This window comes from Rhizobium sp. 11_C7_N12_5 (assembly GCF_051811145.1).
Classification (GTDB): domain Bacteria; phylum Pseudomonadota; class Alphaproteobacteria; order Rhizobiales; family Rhizobiaceae; genus Rhizobium; species Rhizobium lusitanum.
On sequence record NZ_JBPWPY010000002.1, the window covers coordinates 1,086,269 to 1,109,206 of the forward strand.

Sequence of the window (22,938 nt, forward strand, 5' to 3'; positions counted from 1 at the left end):
GGCTACAGGCAGCACCGGAGCAAAACATGCCATTCGTCGGAGTGATCAGCATTCTCACATCCTCGCTGAAGATCGAAGGGGCATTGTTGTTGCTGATCGCAGCATCTGGGCTTCTCGCAGGCTTGACCCTTCTATCGATCGACAGTGTTGCGCTTGCCTCTCTTATCTGGACTTTCGCTACCTTGCCGATCCTGGCTACATTGTTGCTGCAGGCTTTCCGTTCCTTGCGCCGCGGCGATTTTGGGCTCGATATCTTGGCCGCTCTGTCAATGGCATTCGCGCTCTTGTTTGGTGAGTATCTGGCCGCCAATGTCGTAGCCCTGATGTATGCGGGCGGACAGATGTTGGAAGGATATGCATCCGGCCGCGCAGCTCGTGAAATGGCGGCCCTTGTCGGACGAGTGGCACGAACTGCATTTCGTTATTCTGGCGACCAATTGGAACTGATCCAGATCGAGGCGATCGGCGCAGGCGATCGCATCATGATTCGCCAAGGCGAAGTTCTGCCCGTTGATGGCATTCTCCTGTCTCCCCGAGCTGTCCTCGATGAGTCAGCGTTGACGGGCGAGGCGCTGCCGGTGGATCATCTGACCGGCGAAGAGGTTCTAAGCGGGAGCGCATCGATAGGTCCTGTGTTTACCCTCAAGGCACTGCGCCCCGCGTCTGAGAGCACCTACGCTGCGGTCGTGCGCCTCGTCGAGACGGCGCGGAACAGCAAAGCGCCCATGACACGCCTCGCCGACCGCTATGGCCTGGTGTTTCTGCTCATGGCGGTGACGATAGCGTCGTCGTCTTGGCTGTTGTCCGACGATCCGCGGCGCGCCTTGGCGGTACTGGTCATAGCGACGCCATGTCCGCTTATCCTGGCGGTCCCGGTCGCGCTTATGTCGGGCATCTCGCGCTGCGCCTCGATCGGCTGCCTGGTAAAAGACGGTGGCGCTCTTGAAGCTCTCAGCCGAGTGCGGGTTGCCGTGCTCGACAAGACCGGCACGCTCACACACGGTAAGGCACAAATCGTGGCCATTCGCTGTAGCGACTGGATCGACAAGGACGAGTTGTTGCGTCTTGCCGCTTCGGTTGATCAAGCCTCGAGTCATGTCATGGCGGCCGCGCTGATTGCAGAAGCGCAGGCGCGCCATCTGACACTCTCGCCGCCGACCGACGTCGAAGAGATCGGTGGAACCGGGCTTGAAGGAACGGTCGATGGACGCCGAGTTGTGGTCGGCGGCGACCGGTTCGTGAAAAGTCGAAGCTCTGAGCGCCCATCCTACACCGTTGAAGGTCATCATCGCGCCGGCGAGGTTGTTGTGACGGTCGCGATCGACGGTATGGTTGCAGGAAGTATCATCATGGCCGATCCGGTGCGTGCGGAAGCGGTGGGCGTTCTGCAGCGATTGCGCAGCGCTGGAATCGAGAAAATCATTCTTGCTTCCGGCGATCGTTTGGATGTTGCCTCGCATGTCGGCAGCATACTTGGCATTGAACGGGTGCTCGGCGAACAGACGCCCGCTTCGAAAGTTGACGCTGTCGTTGCGGCGAGAAGCTTCGGCCCGGTCATGATGGTGGGGGATGGCGTCAACGATGCTCCGGCGCTGGCGGCCGCGGACGTGGGTGTTGCCTTAGGCGCACGCGGAGCAGCAGCGTCTTCGGAGGCGGCATCCGTCGTCCTGCTCGTCGATCGGCTCGATCCTCTGGCAAATGCGCTGGTCGTCGCACGCCGGACCGTTACGATCGCGCGCGAAAGCATCATGGTGGGGCTTGGCCTCTCGGTCGCCGGCATGATCGCCGCAGCGTTTGGATATCTGCCGCCGCTGCATGGGGCTCTGCTGCAGGAAGCCATCGACGTCGCGGTCATCTTGAATGCATTGCGCGTTTTGGGATTATCGTCTGAATTGGAGAATGGTTCATCCAGGCACCGCAGGAATACCGAGGCAAGACCAGCCTCCAATACACAGTTGTCCTAAGAGATAAATCGCCTGACTAACACTTTCGGGTGGCCGGAAGATTCCTTGCATCATTGATACCGATCAATGCCGCTGCAACGATTGTTGGCAAACTGTTTCATGCAAACAACCCATGAAGGAACAAGCCAATGCTCAGAGCCAAGCGCGATAGCCTCGGCGGTGCAGCTTCTAGAGCCATCCCCTCCCTCGGCGATGTAGAAGGCCGCATGATGATCCTCGAACTCATCGCGCTGACGGCGCTCACTCGGCTGATACGCCTTCATGACGTCGGCGAGAGAGGCGATCTCATGAAAGCGATGCGGCACGCCATCGATCGAAAATGCCATGATGCCAGATTGTGCGGAACCGACACTGAGTCCGCCGAGAAATATGCGGAAGGTTTGCTGGCTTGCGCACAAGAACAAGCGATCGATCTGGAGAAAACCCGAAAACATGCCTGCTGATCGCTCGGAAGATCGAGCGGCTCGGGGAACGCCTGATGTTCATTTCGCCGCGCTACAGCTTCCATAAGCACAACTGTAACAGGAATATCCATAGCAACCAGGGATGAGAGCAATGCAAGCGAAGGACATCATGACACGGAACGTCATCACGGCACCGCCGACAATGAACGTTCGAAATGCGGCATTGCTGATGCGCGCCAATGATATCAGCGGCTTGCCGATAATAGATGACGATGGCAAGGTGTGTGGCATGCTGACCGAAGGGGATCTCATGCGACGCTTTGGCAATAATTGCGCGTCGGCTGTGAATGGCACCCTGAAACAGGACGATCAGCATGGTTTGAGCACCTATATTCAAATGTACGGCTGGTCGGTCGGCGAGGCCATGAGCCACGACGTTATAAGCGTCGCGCCGGATACGGATGTCGGGCGGATTGGCGGCCTGATGTTATCTCACAAGATAAAACGAGTTCCGGTCATCAATGAGCATCGCCTTGTCGGTATCGTCAGTCGGAGCGATCTGCTCAACCTGATCATTGACGCGCCTGTTCAAAATGTCGCCATTGGTGACGATGCCGTGAGGCTCGCCATCAGAACCCGGTTGGTAACGGATCTTGGGATCGGGAGCGACAGGGTCGACGTCACCGTTAAAGACGGACAGGTGGAGGTGCGCGGAAACCTCGATTCCGATATCCAACGTCAGGCGATCCGGATACTTGTGGAGAACATTCGAGGTGTCGGCGGATATGTTGATCGGACAATACTCTCGCCTTCGAACGTTGTCGGCTTCTCAGCCACGCCCGACGATGGCCGATGACACAGGAACTCACCACTGTTCAACAAACCTCGTGGCGTTCGCGCATATCGGGTCGGCTGGCTCGCCTGCGCGAGCACCCGCTCGCCAGCGTCGGGCCGGGTCTCATTACCGGCGTTGCCGACGATGACCCGAGCGGCATCGCGACTTACTCCCAGGCAGGCGCGCAGTTTGGCCTGAACATGCTTTGGACCATGCCGGTGTCGTTTCCGATGATGGCCGTCGTCCAGGCGACTTGCGCGCGGATCGGGCGTGTGACCGGGCGGGGCTTGGCGGCAAACATAAAGGAAACCTTCCCGCCCTTCGTGCTCTATGCCGTGGTGTTCTCGCTTCTGATCGCCAATATTCTGAATATCGCCGCAGATGTTGCGGCCATGGGTGAAGTCGCGGAGTTGGTCACAGGCTTCAACCGCCATCTGATGACGATGTTCTTCGTCTTCGGGACGCTCGCGCTTCAGGTCTTCATCCCATACCACCGCTACGTCGCGTTCCTGAAGTGGCTGACAGTTTCGCTCCTGGCCTATGCGGCCGTCCTTTTCACCGTTCATATCGACTGGCAGCAGGTCGCCTTGAGAACAATCTGGCCGACCATCACCCCGACACCAGCCTACGCCGCTGTGGTCGTCGGCGTCTTCGGGACCACAATCAGCCCCTATCTTTTCTTCTGGCAAGCATCAGAGGAGGTGGAGGATATGAACGCGCAACCCAATGCGACGGCTTTGTCCAAAGACAATGCGTCAGCCCCCAAAGAGCTCCGACGGATTGGCTGGGATACCTGGAGCGGCATGCTCTACTCCAACCTCACGGCTTTCTTCATCATACTGGCAACCGCCGTGACGCTGAATGTCGCCGGCATCACGCAGATCGACACCGCCGCGCAAGCGGCAAGCGCGCTGCGGCCACTGGCTGGACCGTTTGCCGCCCTTATCTTCGCGCTCGGAATTTTAGGTGTCGGCCTCATCGGCGTGCCTGTTCTCGCAGGTTCCGCCGGTTATGCACTTGCAGAGGCCATGGGTTGGAAATTCGGACTGGAGCGCACTCCTAATGATGCCCGAGGCTTTTACGGTGTGATCGCCATAAGTGTGTTGCTGGCTCTGGTCATACAATATTCGCCGATCAATCCGATGAGCGCACTGTTCTGGAGCGCCGTCATAAATGGGCTGCTGGCGGTTCCCCTGATTGCCGTCATTCTGTTGTTGGCGGCAAACCCAAAGGTCATGGGTCCATACACGATAGGGATATTGGCGGCATGCATCGGCTGGGCCACGGTCGTATTGATGGCGGTCGCAGCCATAATGATGTTCGTCTCATAGCAGCCGCCCCGCGATTCTCCCGCTGTGGTCATTTTGAAGTTGCCGCACTGCTTTCAAGCAAGCGGTCGGTTGTCGCGCAAACAAAGCTTGCCAATGACCTCAACTAATCCTGCTCATTTGATGTCGATCAAAGCATAGCCATCCTGCACGCCATAACTTTCTCGGCATAGAACGACCACCCCTATCGGCAACCACAAGCCAAATAATCGCCCGGAGACGACTATGCTCATTCAAGAAATCATGAACGCGCCAGCTATCACCGTAAGCCCCAAGACATCTGTCGTGGACGCGGCCACAATTATGCTCGACCGTCACGTCAGCGGTCTTCCGGTCGTCGATGCCGGCGGACAGCTTGTCGGCATTGTCAGCGAAGGCGATTTCCTTCGCCGCGGGGAATTGCAGACGGAGCGCAAGCGATCCTGGCTGCTCGAGTTTCTGACCAGCCCCGGCAAGCTTGCTGATGAGTATGTTCTTTCGCATGGCCGTAGCGTTGGAGAAGTGATGACGTCGGAAGTTGTCACTATTGCCCCCAAAGCCGCGCTCACCGATGCCGTCGGTCTGATGGAGAAGCATGGGATCAAGCGATTGCCCGTCGTCGTACAAGGCAAAGTGATCGGCATCGTCTGCCGATCGGATCTGTTAAGGGCATTGGCCAACATGCTGCCAAAGGAGAAGGCGCAGGCCAGCGACGATCAGATCGCCGAGGCGGTCATTGCGGAACTGTCGCATCAGAGCTGGAGCCAGAATGGCTTCATAAAGGTGAGCGTTCAGAACGGCGTTGTCGAACTATCCGGTAGTATCTTCGACGAACGAGAACGACTGGCTGCCAAGGTTGCGGCGGAGAACGTGCCAGGCGTCAAGTCTGTTACCGATCAGATCGCATGGATCGACCCCTATCTTGGCGTTGCAATGCCGGCGCCGACTGAAACAGTCTGAACAGTGCAATCTCTATCGGCGTAAGGGAGGACGGCGGGGCGGGTGGCGATCGATTGGTTCGAACCCCGTCCCGACCGTTTAGTCGCTATTCGGGCGCCTAGCGCGACCAGAACCTATTTGTTCGTGACGACTGGGATCTTGCGGCAATGGTGGGCGCGCGTGGCAAGGCCTATCTCTCCCATAATTCTCGAGGTTGACCTAAGTCAAAGCGAGGTCCGCTCAGGCAAACTAGAAAACGTCAAGACCAATACGCAAACGGCCTGGACCGACGCATGAGTGACATCACATTCGCCAAAGCTTTCGAACGAAATGCCCGGTCTTCTGAACCGGCGGAAGGCAAGGCAGCAATGGCAATCACCGCGATGCCTCCGCCTTTCGTCCAATCCTTCATTCCTCATTTCGGACTTGTCGAGGAGCTGAACAAACCCATGGTTTCGCTCAGCCGGAGGCGCACGAACAACACACCCACCGACAAGGGGTAAGGTGATGACCAGCGCTTTCTTCGACCTAGGAGCAATACCGGAAGCCGGACAAGAGCCTGATACCGAGGTCGCCAAAGTCTCGACCCGATCGGGATCTACGGAGGTCCCATCGCGAAGGATAGTTCCCGCCAAGCTATCACTGGCTGCGCTCGTGCAGACCCTGTCAGCCCTTCTCTGGATTCCCCAGGCTGCCTTGCTTGCCAGCGGGATAGGTGTGATCGCCGACAGACATAGCATACCCGCCATGGCGATACCGGCCCTCCTCATCTTTCTTCTTGGCGCACTCCGCGCTGGGCTGGACGCGCTCGGCGGACGTTTGGCCTTTAAAGCAGCGCGCATCGAACTAACCCTTCGGCGCAACGTTGCGGCGACAGCCCTTGCCGCCCGCTCACCATTGGACAGTAACCGTGCGGCATCCGGATTTGCCGCCAGTCTCATCGCCGAGCAGGCCGAAACCATCGTGCCCTACCTTGCCCGCTTCCGTCCCGCAAAGCTGAAGGCGAGTGCGGTACCACTTGTCATTCTTATCTGCGTTGCGCCGGTTTCCTGGATAGCCGCATTTATTCTGCTCTTCACGGCGCCTTTAATCCCGGTGTTCATGGCCTTGATCGGTTGGCGCGCCAAGGCGGCGAGCGAGAAACAACTGACTGAGACCGGCGGGCTCAATGCCTTTCTGCTCGACCGGCTGCGCGGGCTTGCCACCATTCGCGCACTCGGCGCTGTCGACCGTACCGCCTTGCGGCTGCGGGCCGATGCCGAACAGCTCAGAATAAGAACCATGGCTGTGCTCAAAATTGCCTTTCTATCCTCCGCGGTACTGGAGCTTTTCGCCGCGCTGGGCGTTGCCGCAGTGGCCGTATATGTCGGCTTCAGCCTGCTCGGCGCGATCGATGTCGGCACATGGTCCGGCCGGTTGAGCCTGACCCAGGGCCTATTCATTCTCTTGCTGGCTCCGAGCTTCTTCGAGCCGTTGCGCGAACTGTCGGCAGTCTGGCACGACCGGGCGGCCGGAGAAGCGGCGCTGGAGGCGCTCGACGCACTGTCCGGTACTGGTATGGTTATGTCGGGCTGGCGCGACGAGAAGGCGATGGAAACCGGCCGAGATCGTCCATTGCCGACAATCAACATCCGTGGCCTTTGTTTCCGGCATCGTCCCGACCTTGCGCCTGTTTTTGATGATCTCAGCCTTGCAATCGCAGCTGGCGAACACGTGGCGCTCCTGGGAGCAAGCGGTGCGGGCAAGACAACGATGCTGTCGTTGATCGCGGGTCTGGCCCCTCCGCAGAGCGGTACGATCCATGTCGGCGCAGAGCGGCTTGATGACGATTCCGCCGCGACACTGCGCGCCCGGATGGCCTGGATCGGGCAACGGCCGCATATTTTTGCCGGCACGATGAACAGCAACGTCACGCTCGGCCGCCCCGAAGTCAGTCCATATGACGTACAACAAGCAATCGATCTTGCCTCTCTCCGGCGGATCGCAATTCAGCGCGGCGGGGCGCCGATCGGCGAAGGTGGGGCGGGGCTGTCCGGAGGCGAGGCCCTACGGCTGGCGATTGCCCGCGCTGCCGCGACCCCGCATGCCGACATCATCCTCGCGGACGAGCCGACCGCTCATCTCGACGCAGAAACCGCGCGCGATGTCACCGACGCATTGTTGGCCGTTGCGCATGGACGGACGCTTGTTGTTGCCACCCATGATCCGGCTCTGGCCGCAAGGATGGACCGGATCATCCATATTGACGCATCGGCCCGGGAGGAAGCGGCATGACATCGACATTCTCCGCCCTCTATCCCGTCTTTCGCCTTTTCCTGGCAGCGCGCGGGCGCGCATTGCTTCTCGGCGCACTCTTGTCAGCCCTGACCGTATTCGCCGGCATCGCACTCCTCGGGCTCTCGGGCTGGTTCATCACGGCGGCTTCGCTCGCTGGCCTGACGGCGACAGCCATCACCTTCGATGTCTTTGCTCCATCGGCGGGCATCAGGCTACTGGCGATCCTTCGCACCGCTGCGCGCTATGGCGAACGGCTGACCACCCATGATGCGACGCTCGGCGTCCTTGCCGCGCTGCGCGAAAATCTTTTTCGCGGCTGGGCGGCACCCAATGCGGCAACGATGTTGATGCGCAGGCCAGCCAAGCTGCTTTTTCGGTTGACGGCGGATATCGATGCGCTCGATTCCCTCTATTTGCGTGTCCTGGTGCCGGCCGCTGTCGCTATCGTCTCGGGCCTGGCGGTCAGCATCGCGCTGATGCTTCTGTCGGTTCCGTTCGGTCTGCTCGCCGGCCTGTGGTTGCTCGCTGCCGGTCTGTGCATTCCAATCATTGCGGGACGCTTGGCACTAAAACCGGCGCGGCGGCGCGCACATGCGATCGAGGCGCTGCGCTCGCGCGCGGTCGATCTCGTCGCCGGACAGACCGAACTCGTCATGGCCGGGAGATTGCAGGCCCAATGCTCAGCGATCGCTGCCGCCGATCGCCGCCTGCGCGAGGCAGACGACAGACTGAACCGGATCGAAAGCGGAGTAACAGTGGGGTTTGGCCTTGCCTCCGCAGCGCTGCTGTCCGGCAGTTTGCTGATAGTCACCTCGCTGGCCGAACGCGGCATTATCGGTGCACCGGTTGCCGCACTCGGCCTGCTGATTGCCCTCGCGGCGCTCGAACCCTTTGCAGCACTGCGCCGTGGGGCGCTGGAACTCGGCCGTACCGTGCTTGCCGCCCGCCGCCTTTCACCTCGCCTGGTACAGACCGCTCACCCCCCTGCACATCTGATGCCGCCAGAAGGCCTGGCCGTCCGGGTCTCCGGTGTCTCCGCCCGATATGACGGAGCGGCGATGGCTTCGCTTGAGGATATCACGCTTTCTCTGGCATTGGGCGAGCATCTCGCAGTGATCGGCCCGAGCGGAGCCGGAAAATCAACCCTCTTTGCCATTCTCGCCGGCGAACTCGCCACCGAAAGAGGCACGGTCGAAACCGTAACGGCCGCGATGCTGACCCAGCGCACGGAGCTGTTCCAAGACAGTCTGCGAGATAACTTGCGTCTTGCTGCTCCGGATGCAAACGACGAGATGCTCTACACCGCGCTTGCGGATGCCGGCCTCCTTGAAGATGCACTGGCCCTGCGGAAAGGCATCGACACGCGCCTGGGTGAAGGCGGCCTTGGTCTGTCCGGCGGACAATCCCGTCGCCTGGCGCTTGCCCGTCTGTTCCTGCGCGGCGCCAAACTCTGGCTGCTCGATGAGCCGACCGAAGGTCTCGACCGCGAAACCGGACGGGATGTCATGCGGCGCCTTGCCGGTCACGGTTGCGGCCGGTCGCTCGTAATCGCCACCCATATTCGCCGTGAAGCAGAGATCGCCGACCGGATCGTCGTTCTCGACAACGGCCGCATCGTCGCGACCGCGCGGCGAGGAGAACCCAAATTCGACGCAGCGCTCGCCCGGCTGAGGCAGGACTGAGACGTCTGATCGATCAATCATAACCGAGGCCGTTCGAGGCCAAGGTGCATCAACCACCCTTTGAGGCGTTGGAGAAAGACTATGGAACTTGATATCGTGGCGCTATCGCGTCTGCAGTTTGCCATGACGGCGCTGTATCACTTCTTGTTCGTGCCGCTGACACTCGGCCTGTCCGTGCTGCTTGCCATCATGGAAACGACTTATGTCATGACCGGCCGGCAGATCTGGCGGCAGATGACGAAGTTCTGGGGGACACTGTTCGGCATCAATTTCGTGCTCGGTGTCGCCACAGGCATCGTCATGGAATTCCAGTTCGGCATGAACTGGAGTTACTACAGCTATTATGTCGGCGATATTTTCGGGGCACCGCTGGCGATCGAAGGCCTGATGGCCTTCTTCCTGGAAGCGACCTTTGTCGGCCTGTTCTTCTTCGGCTGGGACAAGCTGTCGAAGGTCGGCCATCTGGTGGCGACCTGGGCTGTCGCGCTCGGCTCGAACTTCTCGGCACTGTGGATCCTGATCGCCAATGGCTGGATGCAGAACCCTGTGGGTTCGGCGCTCAATCCGCAGACCATGCGCATGGAGATCACCAGCTTCTTCGATGTCGTCTTCAATCCGGTCGCCCAGGCGAAATTCGTCCACACCGTTTCGGCAGGCTACGTCTGTGCCTCGGTCTTCGTGCTTGGCGTCTCGGCCTGGTACATGCTGAAAGGCCGGCATATCGAGATCGCCAAGCGCTCGATGACGGTCGCGGCCTCCTTCGGCCTCGCCTCGGCACTGTCGGTGGTCGTGCTTGGCGACGAGAGCGGTTATCTGACGACCGAGCATCAGAAGATGAAGCTCGCGGCGATCGAGGGCATGTGGACGACCGAGCCGGCGCCGGCTGCCTTCACCGCCTTCGGTTTTCCGGACCAGGAGGCGCGCGAGACCCATTATGCCGTGCATATTCCCTGGGTCATGGGCCTGATCGGCACGCGATCGCTGACGACGGAGATCTCCGGCATCGACACGCTCGAGAAGCAAGCGGAGACCCGCATCCGCGACGGCATCAAGGCCTATGACGCGCTGATGAAGATCCGCGCGGCAAAGCCGGTGGCCGCCGGTACGGCAGTACAGGACCCGGCCGCCGAGCAGGCACGTTCCTCCTTCGCGGATATCGGTCATCAGCTCGGCTATGCGCTGCTCTTGAAGCGCTATGTCGACGATCCCCGGCAGGCGACTGACGCGCAGATCGCGCAGGCGGCTCGTGACACCATTCCGCATGTGCCGACGCTGTTCTGGTCCTTCCGCATCATGGTCGGTCTCGGCATGTTCTTCATCCTGCTGATGACGGTGTTCTTCTGGCTGTCGGCCCGGCGCAAGCTCGACCGCTATCCGCTGCTGCTGCGGATTGCCGTCTTCGCCATCCCGCTGCCCTGGGTCGCCATCGAATTGGGCTGGGTGGTTGCCGAATTCGGCCGCCAGCCATGGATCATCGAAGGCGTGCTGCCGACGGCTGCTGCCGTCTCCAATCTCGGCGCCGGCACCGTGCTTCTGACCATCCTCGGCTTCGCGGCGATCTACACTGCGCTGATCGTCGTCGAAATGAGCCTGATGGTGAAGGGCATTCGCAAGGGTCCGGAAGCGGACGACGAGCAGGAAGCCGGCCTCATCTCCCAAACCCTCATTCCCGCTGCGGAGTAACCTGCCATGATCCTTCATGAATTAATCGACTACGAGACCCTGCGCATCATCTGGTGGCTGCTCCTCGGCGTCTTGCTGATCGGCTTTGCCGTGACCGACGGTTTCGACCTCGGCGTCGGCACGCTTCTTCCCTTCGTCGCCAGGACGGATACGGAGCGGCGCATTGCCATCAACTCGATCGGCCCGACCTGGGAAGGCAACCAGGTCTGGCTGCTGCTTGGAGGCGGCGCCATCTTCGCCGCCTGGCCGCCGCTCTATGCGGTGTCCTTCTCCGGCTTCTATCTTGCCATGTTCGCCATTCTGTTTGCGTTGATCCTGCGGCCGGTCGCCTTTAAATACCGGTCGAAGCGCGAAAGCGCCCGCTGGAAGGCCGGTTGGGACTGGGCGCTGTTCATCGGCGGCTTCGTTCCCTCGCTGATCTTCGGCGTGGCGGTCGGCAACGTGCTGCAGGGCGTGCCCTTCCGCTTCGATGACGACATGCGCATCTACTATGAAGGGTCGTTCTTCGCACTTCTGAACCCTTATGCGCTGCTCTGCGGCCTTCTCTCGGTCTCCATGCTCACGATGCATGGCGCCGCGTGGCTGCAACTAAAGACGAGCGGCGATGTCGCAGAAAGAGCACGCCGTTACGGCAGTCTGGCAGCGCTCGTAACGATCGTGTTGTTTGCCCTTGGCGGCCTTGCTCTCTGGTATGGCGTCGACGGCTATAGCATTACCAGCCAGATCAATCCGATCGGTCCGTCCAATCCGCTTTTGAAGACTGTCGATCATAGTGCCGGTGCCTGGTTCGCAAATTACGGCAGCCATCCTTGGATGATGGCCTCTCCGATAATCGGCTTCATTGGTGCCGTCGCCGCCCTGCTTGCCATGCTGGCCCGCCGCGAACTTGCTCCACTGCTGTTCAGCAAGCTCGCCATCTTCGGCATCATCTCGACAGTCGGTGTCTCGATGTTTCCCTTCCTCCTGCCCTCTTCGCTCGATCCACGCTCCAGCCTCACGGTCTGGGACGCGTCGTCAAGCCATATGACGCTATTCGTCATGCTGGCCGCGACGCTGATCTTTCTTCCGATCATCCTTTTCTACACCACCTGGGTCTATCGGGTGCTGTGGGGCAAGGTCGACGCCCGGACGGTGAACGACAAGGGCGGTCACGCCTACTAACCTTCAAGGAGATTCCGCATGTGGTACTTCGCCTGGCTTCTCGGCTTTCCTCTGGCCGCCGCTTTCGCTGTCCTCAATGCCATGTGGTATGAACTCGTCGACGATCAAGCGACGAACAACAAGCACGGATAAGGCGCACGCGGCCGGGCACAGTACCCGGCCGCGTGCCGACCAATCACTCCCCAGATCTATTGAAAGACGTTTTTCCCGTGCGCACCAGTTCGCTTATTCGTTACGCTCAACCCGTACCGCGCTACACCAGTTATCCCACGGCGCCGCATTTCCACGACGGCATTGACCATGTGAGCTACGCCAGATGGCTTGGCGAAACGGATCCGCACAAACCCGTTTCGCTTTACCTGCATGTGCCCTTTTGCGACCGGCTCTGTTGGTTTTGTGGCTGCCATACCAAGCAGGTACGGCGCTACGATCCCATCGCCGATTATCTGGACGCACTAGGGGCGGAGATAGCGCTCGCAGCGAAGGCCCTTCCGGGCCGGCGGCATGTGAGCGCCATCCATTTCGGTGGCGGCTCGCCCACCGTGATCGAGCCTGACGACATCGACAGTCTTCGTAGGAAACTCGATAGCGCTTTCGACATCGATCCTGATTGTGAGATCAGCGTCGAGATCGACCCGCGCAATGCGACGCCCGACAAACTCGAAGCCTGGCATCGTTTCGGCATGACGCGGGCGAGCCTTGGCGTTCAAGATTTCGATTCCGACGTTCAAAGGGCAATCAATCGGCTGCAAAGCTTCGAACAGACGCGCGTGGTCGTGGAAGCATTGCGCGACGTGGGCGTGGGCTCGATCAATCTCGATATTCTCTACGGCCTGCCGCTTCAAACGACGGAGACGCTGCGTCGAACTATCGATCTTGCCGTGTCGATGCGGCCGAACCGTATTGCGCTCTTCGGCTATGCGCATGTTCCCTGGATGAAAAAACACCAGAGCCTCATCGATCAAAATACCCTTCCTGGTCTGGCCGAGCGGTTCGACATGGCAAGCTTTGGTGCTGCTCAATTGGCGGAAGCCGGCTACATCCCGCTCGGTATCGATCATTTCGCCGACGAGAACGACAATCTTTCGGCGGCGGCGGCTACGGGAAAGATGCGACGCAACTTTCAGGGATACACGACGGACGAAGCTGAGACGCTGATCGGGCTCGGAGCATCTTCCATCGGAAACCTGCCGCAAGGCTACGTCCAGAATGCGGTCTCTGTTGGCGATTATATCCGCCGAGTCAGAGCCGGCGCGCTAGCGACCAGTCGCGGCTTTGCCCTTTCGCCCTCCGACCGGATCATAGGCAAACTGATTGAGAGCCTAATGTGTAATTTTTCCTTCTCCATCGCCGATCTGAGGCGAACCTTCGGAAGCCAGGTCGACGATTTGCAAATCGAAGCCGCAGCGATCACCGCCGAGGAGAAAGACATGATCGACTTTGACGGCGATCTATTCCTGGTGAAATCGGCAGCGCGACCCTTCGTTCGCACGATTGCTTCCCGCTTCGATCGCTATCTGCCGACCAACAAGGCGCGCCACAGCACCGCCGTTTGACGCCTTTGAAAGAGACAGATTAATCGAGAAGTTCACGCAGACGGACAGCAAGCTCGCGGGCGGTATAAGGCTTTTTCAACCAGCTGCCGGCTTCCGCTAATTCGCGACCGGCGATCGTGGGCTCGGCATACCCTGAAGTGAACAGGACTTTGATTTCGGGCCGCAATGTTCGGACCTTGTGTGCCAGTTCGTCACCAGCCATGCCGCCCGGCATCACGACATCGGTGAAGAGCAGAGCGATGTCCGGGTTCTCCTGAAAGAGCGCAAGTGCCTCGGTTCCATTGGTCGCCTCGATGACCCTGTAGCCGGCATCGAGAAGCCGGGAGACTGTGACGCGGCGAACGCGCTCGTCGTCTTCGACGACGAGGATGCGTTCGAAGCCTTTTGGAATATTGGGTTTCTTGTCCTCATCGACGCGATCCGGTTCGATTCCCGCTGGCGCCTTCTGCGCCGGCAGAAAGATGCGAACGCTCGTCCCTTGGTCGATCTCACTGTAGAGTTGGACGAGTCCTCCTGATTGCTTGGCAAAACCATAGACCATGCTGAGGCCAAGCCCGGTGCCGGCGCCCATTCCCTTTGTCGTAAAGAATGGCTCGAACGCTCGCTTCTTCGTCTCGCTCGACATACCAACGCCGGTATCGGTCACCGCGATCAGCACATATTCGCCGCTCCGGACTTCGGGATACATCCGCGCATAATCGGCATCGAGCCGAAGGCGTGAAATCTCGATCGTCAGGAGGCCACCGCGCGGCATCGCATCGCGTGCATTGATTGCCAGATTGAGAAGAGCATTCTGCAGTTGCGAGCCGTCAACAAGCGCTTCATTCACGGAACCGGTAACAACGGTTCGCAATTCGATCGCTTCCCCCAGCGTACGCCGCAATAGATCAGAGAAGCTGGATATGAACTTGCCGACATCCATAAGCTTCGGGTTGAGCGGCTGGCGGCGACCAAAGGCGAGGAGTTGAGCCGTGAGCTTCGCGCCATCCTCGGCTGCTGCTTGCGCTTCAGAAACCAACGAGAGTAGCTTTGTATCCTGCAGCCTTGCTTCGATCATTTCCAGGTTGCCGCTGATGACGGTGAGTAGATTGTTGAAGTCATGTGCCAGCCCGCCCGTCAATTGGCCGACGGCTTCCATCTTTTGCGACTGCCGCAGTTCTTCTTCGATCTTGTGACGGCTCGTCAGATCACGCACAAAGCCGGTAAAGATGCGCTTGCCGTTGGTGATCGCCTCACCGACCGACAGTTCCATTGGAAAGACCGTACCGTCTTTGCGTCGCCCGCTGACGACACGACCATAACCAATGATGCGCCGCTCGCCGGTCCTCAGATAGTGTGAGAGATAGCCGTCATGTGCCTCACGATCCGGTGAGGGCATCAGCATACGAACATTTTCGCCGTAGACTTCTTCGGCGGCATACCCAAACAGTTTCTCCGCCGCGGCGCTGAAGGATGCAATCGATCCCGCTTCGTCAATGACGATCATTGATTCGGGCACCGTGGCAAGGATCGAGCGGAGGTGCGCTTCCCGCTCTGCCAGATCTGCTTGAATCTGCTTGAGGTCGCTTATGTCGTTGTTTGTCTGGACAATCACCTGCCGTGCCGGATCGACGGTGGACGCCGCAACCCACCGGCTGGTCACAACAATGGGCCTGCCGTCCTTGTGGTGATGAATGAGTTCTCCCTGCCAGTCAGCCTGCTGAACGATCTTGTCGCGTATGGTATTGAGCGGTTCGGGGAAGATCGTTGACAGCAAGTCATGAACCACTCGGCCGATTGCTTCCTGTCGGGTCCACCCGTAAAGCCGCTCGCATCCCGTAGTCCATCTGCTGATGACGCCGTCGAACCCGTGAACCACAATATTTGCACTATCGAGAATCTGGGTGATCTCGTCCAATCTGCTTTCGGCGACCCGAAGTTGTGACGGCTGGTCGTTCATAGTTGTTCCATTTGCAATTCGTTAGTGGCGTCGCCGCGCATTGTCCAAGGAAATGACGGACGAACTACTGCCGTGGTATTCATCGCCCTCTCCTGCCAGATGTGCAAGTGTACTTACCTTTATAATGCAGACCGAATGGCGGCCCGCAGGACCGACGATACCCTTGTTTGTCAGCTTCGTCATGGTCCTGGAGACTGTTTCGATCGTAAGGCCGAGATAATCGGCGATATCGAGGCGGGTCATCGGAAGATCGACGACGTTGCTCGAGCAGTCCTGCTCACGCTTACGCTGAAGCTGTTGCAGCAAGAAGCTGCAAAGCCGCTCTTCGGCATTCTTGCACGATAACAGCACCATTTGATCTTGCGCCGCCGCCATTTCGTCGCAAAGACGTGCAAGAAGCTGCGGCCTCAACTCTGGCGAGCCATTGACTGTTTCCTCGAAGGCCTTGCGGGAGAAGCGGCGCAGCCTGGTTGGCGTCACGGCTTCAGCGCTATAGAGATAATGGTTTCTGAGCGACACACCGACAAGATCGCCTGGATACAGAAAGCCGGTGATGACACGTCTGCCATCCGCCATGATCTTGAAAATACGCAAAACACCCTCGACCAGCTCAAAAAGGTGCTTTGCCTGGTCACCTTCAAAAAACAACGTTCTACCGGCATCGAGCTGTTCCATTGGTTGTTTCCAGAACAACGCCTGAAGACACGCCGGCTCTTTATCAAAAGCAACGACAACGTCGCTATAATTCAGAGCCTGTTCTGCGTGATTTGCCGACAACATGACGATCCCTCTCAAAAGTTGTTCTGATGCCGGGTAGATTGACGTGTTCCGAGTGACAGCCGAATGCCGCGCGTGTTAGAGATGGTGCAATTTTGTAACGGATTGTCACAGGGTCGAAGCCCCTTCAACTGGAACCTTTGCAATGGCCTCGGATCAACAGCGACGCGAACATGTTCTGGTCGTAGATGACGATGCGCGCATCCGACAGATGCTGACACGGTATTTCGGGGACGAGGGATATGTCGTAAGCGCGGTTTCGAACGGCGCAGAAATGCGAGCCAGCCTGAGGCAGCAGAATTTTGATATCATTCTGCTCGACTGGGTTCTTCCCGGCGGGGAAGACGGGCTGGATCTTGCTCGTGAAATTCGTGGACAGTCGGACGTTCCAATCATGATGCTGACGGGCCGCGATGATGTGGTCGACAGGATCGTCGGGATTGAGGTCGGAGCTGACGATTATATCGCCAAGCCCTTCCATCTTCGGGAAGTGCATGCTCGCCTGAAAGCTATCCTTCGCCGTCGCCAGCCGGCGATAAAAAAACCGGAGAGCGATGCGGGCGACGTCATCCGTTTCGAAGGCTGGCAGCTCGACATCAGCAAGCGCCAACTTCTGTCGGCGGACAGGAGCGAAATCGAATTGACCACAGGTGAATTCGATATACTGGTTGTATTTGCGCGCCACGCTGGACGAGTGCTCAACCGTGAGTTTTTGATGGAGCTGACGCGTGGCCGGAATCTGGAAGTGTACGACCGGACGATCGATGCCCAGATTGCGCGATTGCGCAAGAAAATCGAAACGGATCCCACACATCCACAGCTGATCAAATCGGTACGCGGTGTTGGCTACGTCTTCACCGGCAAGGTGTAAGCGACCTGAGTTGCAGTAGAGGAAGCTTCAAGGATCTTTGTCGCCAGACAACATCATCAGGCCATGATCCAGCCGCTGGAACTGCTCCTCATCGTGCATTTGCTCCCAATTCCCTGCATCCTGGTTCCAGAATCGAATCTGCGCGCACCTCAGTTCCTTGGCTCGCGAACGAATGCTGGCAAACAGGGTTCGCGCAAGGCCACGTTCATCGGCAGCACTTGTGACTATCAGAAAGATGACATCAAGCAACGGACCGACGACAGGGTGGTCGCTGTGCCTATAGATGCTCAAGCCTTGAATATAGCCTCGAGGGTTGACCGCGACGAGGATTTCCTCGCGGCGGATGGCATCTGATGCCATCCGCTGCCACGCCACCATACCAAGGGTTGGGACTGCTGCCTGGATGAGAGGATAGGCCCGCACAATCTGATCCGGCCGCAGCGCGGCAATAACATAGATGCCAGCCATCCCTCTCCCCCTTCTAAGTCCCTTCTAAGAATGAAAGCAAGCGGCCACGCCATATCGAAGCGACCGCACAACGATTGGATGTCATCGTGTCATCATCAGGGGAACAGCTGTCTGTTCCAGCATGGAGCGCGTTACCCCCCCAAAAATCCACTCCCGCACGCGTGAATGTCCGTAGGCACCCATGACGATTAGATCGGCGCCAATATCTGTCGCATGCTGTCGCAGGACGTCGGCGACGGCTCGGCCACCGCTAGCTAAAACATTGACTGATACCCGAACTCCATGCCGCGCAAGGAAAGCAGCGACATCCGCGCCCGGTTCTTCGCCGCTACTGTGGGTCGATGCATGGGGATCGACAATCGCAACGCTCACATTGTCGGCTGCGGTCAGCTGCTCCATCGCAGCGCGGACGGCCTGACTTGCTTCGTTACGCGAATCCCAGGCAATCAGCACCGTTTTTGGGCGCAGCGAGGCCGCATGTCCTTTGGGTACGACGAGGATCGGGGCCGGCGACTGAAACAGTGCGCCGTTCAAAATTTCGCGCCTCATATCGTCCTGGGCCAGAAGGCCGCCGCCGATCAACGTCAGATCGACATAACGCGCCCGTTCTCCGATTTCGTTTTCCGCCCACCCGTATTCCGTAAAGACACTGGCCACATCAAACGAAATGTCGTCCGATTGCAGTATCGTCTTGGCAGCAGCCACCTTTAGGCTGAGCTGTTCCGTCTCGCGCTCGCGCTCCTCGATCCAGGCTGTCGAGGTCACTTCGCCGTAGCCGCCGATCGGTGGAGCAGCAAGTGCTGTCACCAGCACCGAGAGATGCGCCTTCGACTCCCGGCACAATTCGATTGCGGAGTGTAGATCGTCGTCGTTTTGATTGACGCCGATGATACTCAAAATGGTCTTGGCTTGCATGGTCACACCTCCTGTTTGAACTTGTTGGATTGGTGTGAGTTTAAGCAACGGAACGAAGTCCGCGTTGATCTTGGTCAAGATTGAAGATCAAGGAGAAATCGCGACCATTGAACAGCTTGATTTGGGTCAAAGCCAATGACCTCGTCCTATCGTAGAGACGATCCTGATCCTCAGGCGACACGCTCCAGGCAAAGCCGGGCGAGATGTTCCGCCACAGCCGATCATTTCCGGCATTTCGTGGGAAACGCCGGCTCCTGAACCGAAGGAAACATTATGCCGGATACCAACCTGCTTCTCACATTCAATACAGGCTCTTCGTCACTGAAGATCGGTCTGTTTGAGTGGGATGCGCATGGCGCGCGTCGTATCGGCAAGGGCCTTGTGGATTTCAGCAGAAGGCCCCTCACCTTTCATCTGACTGAAGGACCTGCCGTCTTTGACCTTCGCCTGCACGCCGAAGGAGGCGAAGATCTGCGCGATGTCATTGCAGAAGCATTCGAAGTACTTAGCATGCATTTCGATATGGCAGCGGTGCGCGCCGTGGGTCACCGCGTGGTTCACGGTGGAGATCAGTTCACAGGACCTGTTCGTCTCGACGAAGGCAATATCGGCGAACTGGATAAGTTGGTCGCCCTTGCCCCTTTGCATCAACCACAGGCACTCCGTGTGATCCGCGCCGTCAAACATCTGCGACCGACGCTCGTCCAGACCGCGTCCTTCGATACGGCCTTTCATGCAACCCAAAGTGATCTTGTGCGCCGATTTGCTCTGCCGCGAGCCCTACACGATCAGGGGATCAAACGTTATGGTTTTCATGGTCTCTCCTATGCCTTCATTGCAGGGGAGTTACGCCGGCGCGTTCCGGATGTTGCTGCCAGCAAGGTGATCGTTGCCCATCTCGGCAACGGTGCCAGCCTCTGCGCCCTCGATGGCGGTGAAAGCCGCGATTGCAGCATGGGGTTTTCAACGCTCGACGGGATACCGATGGCAACGCGTTGCGGCGCACTCGATCCCGGCGTGTTGCTCCATCTTCTTGGGCCGAAGGCCAGGACCCTGCGGAATCTAGAGGACATGCTCTATCATCGCTCCGGTCTGCTCGGCGTATCGAGCATCAGCGGTGATACGCGCGATCTGCTGAAAGACGAGCGTCCTGAGGCGCGAGAAGCGATTGATCTGTTTTCCTTGCGGATTGCTGGCGAAATCGGCCGCATGACGGCAACGCTTGGCGGCCTGGACGGCATCGTTTTCACCGCCGGGATCGGCGAGCATCAGCCGGAAATCCGTGCTGCGATCTGCGACCGTCTGCGATGGTTGGGCGTCGCCCTCGACGGCGAAGCGAATACCACCAGCGCGTCCGTCATCAGCACTTCGGCAAGCTCTGTCGCGACCTTCGTCATCGCAACGGACGAGGAACAGATCATCGCCAATGAAGCCCTCTCGGTTCTGGCAAGCAAGTGATCCAGATCAACAGCCCATCGCGCCGTTCGCGGTAGCCTAACGAACGACCATATCGAATTGGAGCAACCACATGGAAAACCAGCCAGCCGCGACTTTTACACATCCGCTCGCCGCCGCCGAACTCGACCTCATCGACCGCTATTGGCGTGCGGCCAATTACCTCTCGGTCGGCCAGATCTACCTGCTCGACAATCCGCTGCTGCGCGAACCGCTAACGGTCGAGCATATCAAGCCGCGCCTGCTCGGCCACTGGGGCACGACCCCAGGGCTCAACTTCATCTATGCCCATCTCAACCGGGTCATCCGAAATCGCGATCTTAATATCATCTATATTTGCGGCCCCGGCCATGGCGGCCCCGGCATGGTCGCCAACACCTATCTCGAAGGCACCTACAGCGAGATCTACCCGGATATTTCGACGGATACGGACGGCATGCGCAAGCTGTTCCGTCAGTTTTCCTTTCCCGGCGGCATTCCGAGTCATGCGGCGCCTGAAACACCGGGATCGATCCATGAGGGCGGCGAACTCGGCTATGCGCTGGTGCATGCCTATGGCGCCGTCTTCGACAATCCCGATCTGATCGCCGCCTGTGTCGTCGGTGATGGCGAAGCGGAAACCGGTCCGCTTGCCGCAAGCTGGCACTCCAACAAGTTTCTCAACCCGGCCCGCGACGGCGCGGTGCTGCCGATCCTGCATCTCAATGGCTACAAGATCGCCAATCCGACCGTCCTTGGCCGCGACACAGACGAGGATCTACGTCATCTCTTCATCGGCTACGGCTACGAACCCTTCTTCGTCGAAGGTTCCGATCCGCACCAGATGCATCAGGCAATGGCTGCGACCTTCGAACAGGTTTTCGACCGCATCCGCGCCATCCAGGCCGAAGCGCGCACCGGCGCTCCGGGCAATTTCTGCCCGCGCTGGCCGATGATCGTGCTCAGAAGCCCGAAGGGCTGGACAGGACCGAAGGAAGTCGACGGCAAGAAGGTCGAGGGTTTCTGGCGGGCGCATCAGGTGCCGGTTTCCAATTGCCGCGAAAACCCCAGCCATCGAAAGATCCTGGAAGATTGGATGCGCAGCTACAATCCACAGGATCTGTTCGACACCGACGGGCGCTTGAAAGAGGAACTACGTGCGCTGGCACCGGCAGGCGAACGCCGCATGGGTGCCAATCCTCATGCAAATGGCGGCTTGCTGCGCCATGAGCTCGTCGTACCCGATATTCGCGACTATGCGGTTGCCGTCTCGGAGCGAGGCAGAACAATGGCTCAATCGACCGAGATTCTCGGGCATTATCTGCGCGATATCCTCACCCTCAATGCCGATCACGCCAATTTCCGCATCTTCGGCCCAGACGAGACGGAATCCAACCGTCTCGGCAGCGTCTTCGAAGTGACAGACCGAGTGTGGATGGAGGAGATAAAGCCCTATGACGTCAGTCTTGCCCGAGACGGCCGGGTCATGGAAGTACTCAGCGAACATCTATGCCAGGGATGGCTCGAAGGCTATCTGCTGACTGGTCGCCACGGTCTGTTCTCCTGCTATGAAGCCTTCATTCACATCGTTGATTCGATGTTCAACCAGCACGCCAAATGGCTGAAAGTGTCGCGCGAACTGCCATGGCGAAAGCCGGTTTCCTCGCTGAACTACCTTTTGACCTCGCATGTCTGGCGACAGGACCATAATGGCTTCAGCCATCAGGATCCGGGGTTCATCGATGTTGTTGCCAACAAGAGAGCCGACACAGTGCGCATCTACCTGCCGCCGGATGCCAATACGCTGCTATGGACCGGCGACCATTGCCTGAAAACCTATGACCGCATCAATGTCATCGTCGCCGGCAAACAACCGGAGCTGCAATGGCTGTCGATGGATGAAGCGGTCAAGCATTGCGAAGCCGGCATCGGCATTTGGGACTGGGCCAGCAACGAACAGAGCGCGGTCGAACCGGATGTCGTCATGGCCTGCGCCGGTGATGTCCCCACCATGGAGACGCTCGCTGCCGTCGATCTTCTCCGCCAGAATATTCCCGAGCTGTCGATCCGCGTTGTCAACGTTGTCGACCTGATGGCGCTGCAATCGAAGCAACAGCATCCGCATGGTCTCGCCGATGAGGTCTTCGATAGGTTGTTTACGCCAGACCGGCCGGTCATCTTCGCCTATCACGGCTATCCCTACCTGATCCATCGCCTGACCTACCGGCGCACCAACCACCGCAACTTCCATGTCCGCGGCTTCATCGAGGAAGGTACGACGACAACCCCCTTCGACATGACCGTTCTCAACGAGCTGGATCGCTATCATCTGGCCATCGAAGCGATCGAGCGCGTGCCGGGTCTCAAGGAAAAAGCACGGGATGTGATCAAGCTTTTCCGCGACAAGCTCGAAGAACATGGTCGCTACATTCGCCAATACGGTGAGGACATGCCGGAAATCAGCAATTGGAAATGGCCCTATAACGGCGATGGGGATCGTTTGTCATGAAGTGATGCCTTTTACCAAGGGAGCGGCACGGGCACCGGAGACCTTCTCGCGGTAGACACCCGGCGATGTAGTCGCCCGCCGACCGCGGGCCGTGCTCGATCTCAGCCTGGCGGGTAAGGTCCTGTTCGTCAGAGCTGACCCGAAGATAGATGCGGGCAACTTTCATGGCTAGGAGGCCAGGATGGCTATACCGAACTTAGCCAACCCTAGACGCCAT

Annotated in this window: 19 protein-coding genes; 14 read left to right on the forward strand and 5 right to left on the reverse strand. The window is 58.8% G+C overall.

What is annotated here, in order from left to right; all coding sequences use genetic code 11:
• Positions 1–26: 26 nt before the first annotated feature.
• Positions 27–1,964 carry a heavy metal translocating P-type ATPase gene (locus AB8B29_RS24105; RefSeq protein ID WP_113119559.1) on the forward strand — a complete coding sequence of 646 codons (1,938 nt, stop codon included), beginning with the start codon at positions 27–29 and terminating at the stop codon, positions 1,962–1,964.
• A gap of 50 nt (positions 1,965–2,014) precedes the next feature.
• On the opposite strand, the gene AB8B29_RS24110 is transcribed toward AB8B29_RS24105, so the two are convergent.
• Positions 2,015–2,398 (reverse strand): hypothetical protein, encoded by a 384-nt coding sequence (locus AB8B29_RS24110; RefSeq protein ID WP_047640906.1) that lies wholly within the window; start codon positions 2,396–2,398, stop codon positions 2,015–2,017.
• A gap of 139 nt (positions 2,399–2,537) precedes the next feature.
• Between AB8B29_RS24110 and AB8B29_RS24115 the strand changes: the two genes are divergently transcribed.
• From AB8B29_RS24115 to hemN, 10 genes are all read left to right on the forward strand, one after another.
• A complete protein-coding gene (locus AB8B29_RS24115) occupies positions 2,538–3,224 on the forward strand; it encodes a CBS domain-containing protein (protein ID WP_439006916.1) in 687 nt (228 codons plus the stop codon).
• On the forward strand, positions 3,221–4,534 hold the full coding sequence (locus AB8B29_RS24120; protein WP_439006738.1) for an NRAMP family divalent metal transporter: 1,314 nt from the start codon (positions 3,221–3,223) through the stop codon (positions 4,532–4,534). The genes AB8B29_RS24115 and AB8B29_RS24120 overlap by 4 nt, the downstream gene beginning before the upstream one ends.
• A gap of 222 nt (positions 4,535–4,756) precedes the next feature.
• Positions 4,757–5,470 (forward strand): CBS domain-containing protein, encoded by a 714-nt coding sequence (locus AB8B29_RS24125; protein WP_113119557.1) that lies wholly within the window; start codon positions 4,757–4,759, stop codon positions 5,468–5,470.
• A 272-nt stretch (positions 5,471–5,742) separates the two neighbouring features.
• A complete protein-coding gene (locus tag AB8B29_RS24130) occupies positions 5,743–5,952 on the forward strand; it encodes a hypothetical protein (protein ID WP_047640904.1) in 210 nt (69 codons plus the stop codon).
• Positions 5,953–5,956: 4 nt separating this feature from the next.
• Positions 5,957–7,723 (forward strand): thiol reductant ABC exporter subunit CydD, encoded by a 1,767-nt coding sequence (gene cydD, locus AB8B29_RS24135; protein WP_113084991.1) that lies wholly within the window; start codon positions 5,957–5,959, stop codon positions 7,721–7,723.
• Complete coding sequence (gene cydC, locus AB8B29_RS24140) at positions 7,720–9,408, forward strand: thiol reductant ABC exporter subunit CydC (protein WP_113084982.1); 1,689 nt, start codon at positions 7,720–7,722, stop codon at positions 9,406–9,408. The genes cydD and cydC overlap by 4 nt, the downstream gene beginning before the upstream one ends.
• An 81-nt stretch (positions 9,409–9,489) precedes the next feature.
• Positions 9,490–11,091 carry a cytochrome ubiquinol oxidase subunit I gene (locus AB8B29_RS24145; RefSeq protein ID WP_145676395.1) on the forward strand — a complete coding sequence of 534 codons (1,602 nt, stop codon included), beginning with the start codon at positions 9,490–9,492 and terminating at the stop codon, positions 11,089–11,091.
• A 6-nt stretch (positions 11,092–11,097) separates the two neighbouring features.
• Positions 11,098–12,252 (forward strand): cytochrome d ubiquinol oxidase subunit II, encoded by a 1,155-nt coding sequence (cydB, locus tag AB8B29_RS24150; protein ID WP_439006739.1) that lies wholly within the window; start codon positions 11,098–11,100, stop codon positions 12,250–12,252.
• An 18-nt stretch (positions 12,253–12,270) separates the two neighbouring features.
• Entirely contained in the window at positions 12,271–12,384 is a 114-nt protein-coding gene (cydX, locus tag AB8B29_RS24155; protein ID WP_037201400.1) for a cytochrome bd-I oxidase subunit CydX, read from the forward strand.
• A gap of 77 nt (positions 12,385–12,461) precedes the next feature.
• Positions 12,462–13,808 carry an oxygen-independent coproporphyrinogen III oxidase gene (gene hemN / locus AB8B29_RS24160; protein ID WP_439006740.1) on the forward strand — a complete coding sequence of 449 codons (1,347 nt, stop codon included), beginning with the start codon at positions 12,462–12,464 and terminating at the stop codon, positions 13,806–13,808.
• A 19-nt stretch (positions 13,809–13,827) separates the two neighbouring features.
• Here hemN and AB8B29_RS24165 read toward each other — a convergent pair whose 3' ends face one another.
• Positions 13,828–15,747, reverse strand: coding sequence for a PAS domain S-box protein (locus tag AB8B29_RS24165; RefSeq protein WP_439006741.1), 1,920 nt, complete (start codon positions 15,745–15,747; stop codon positions 13,828–13,830).
• A gap of 21 nt (positions 15,748–15,768) precedes the next feature.
• Positions 15,769–16,422: a Crp/Fnr family transcriptional regulator gene (locus tag AB8B29_RS24170; protein ID WP_244655222.1), complete on the reverse strand. Its 654-nt coding sequence runs from the start codon at positions 16,420–16,422 to the stop codon at positions 15,769–15,771.
• A 247-nt stretch (positions 16,423–16,669) separates the two neighbouring features.
• On the opposite strand from AB8B29_RS24170, the gene AB8B29_RS24175 reads away from it, so the two are divergent.
• A complete protein-coding gene (locus AB8B29_RS24175) occupies positions 16,670–17,395 on the forward strand; it encodes a response regulator (protein WP_113119629.1) in 726 nt (241 codons plus the stop codon).
• Between the two features lie 27 nt (positions 17,396–17,422).
• On the opposite strand, the gene AB8B29_RS24180 is transcribed toward AB8B29_RS24175, so the two are convergent.
• Both AB8B29_RS24180 and AB8B29_RS24185 read right to left on the reverse strand, forming a co-directional pair.
• Positions 17,423–17,863: a hypothetical protein gene (locus AB8B29_RS24180; protein WP_113119630.1), complete on the reverse strand. Its 441-nt coding sequence runs from the start codon at positions 17,861–17,863 to the stop codon at positions 17,423–17,425.
• A gap of 81 nt (positions 17,864–17,944) precedes the next feature.
• On the reverse strand, positions 17,945–18,778 hold the full coding sequence (locus AB8B29_RS24185) for a universal stress protein (RefSeq protein WP_113119631.1): 834 nt from the start codon (positions 18,776–18,778) through the stop codon (positions 17,945–17,947).
• A 273-nt stretch (positions 18,779–19,051) separates the two neighbouring features.
• On the opposite strand from AB8B29_RS24185, the gene AB8B29_RS24190 reads away from it, so the two are divergent.
• Positions 19,052–20,236 (forward strand): acetate/propionate family kinase, encoded by a 1,185-nt coding sequence (locus AB8B29_RS24190; protein WP_113119632.1) that lies wholly within the window; start codon positions 19,052–19,054, stop codon positions 20,234–20,236.
• Between the two features lie 70 nt (positions 20,237–20,306).
• Positions 20,307–22,721 carry a phosphoketolase family protein gene (locus AB8B29_RS24195; RefSeq protein WP_113119633.1) on the forward strand — a complete coding sequence of 805 codons (2,415 nt, stop codon included), beginning with the start codon at positions 20,307–20,309 and terminating at the stop codon, positions 22,719–22,721.
• Positions 22,722–22,938 lie beyond the last annotated feature (217 nt).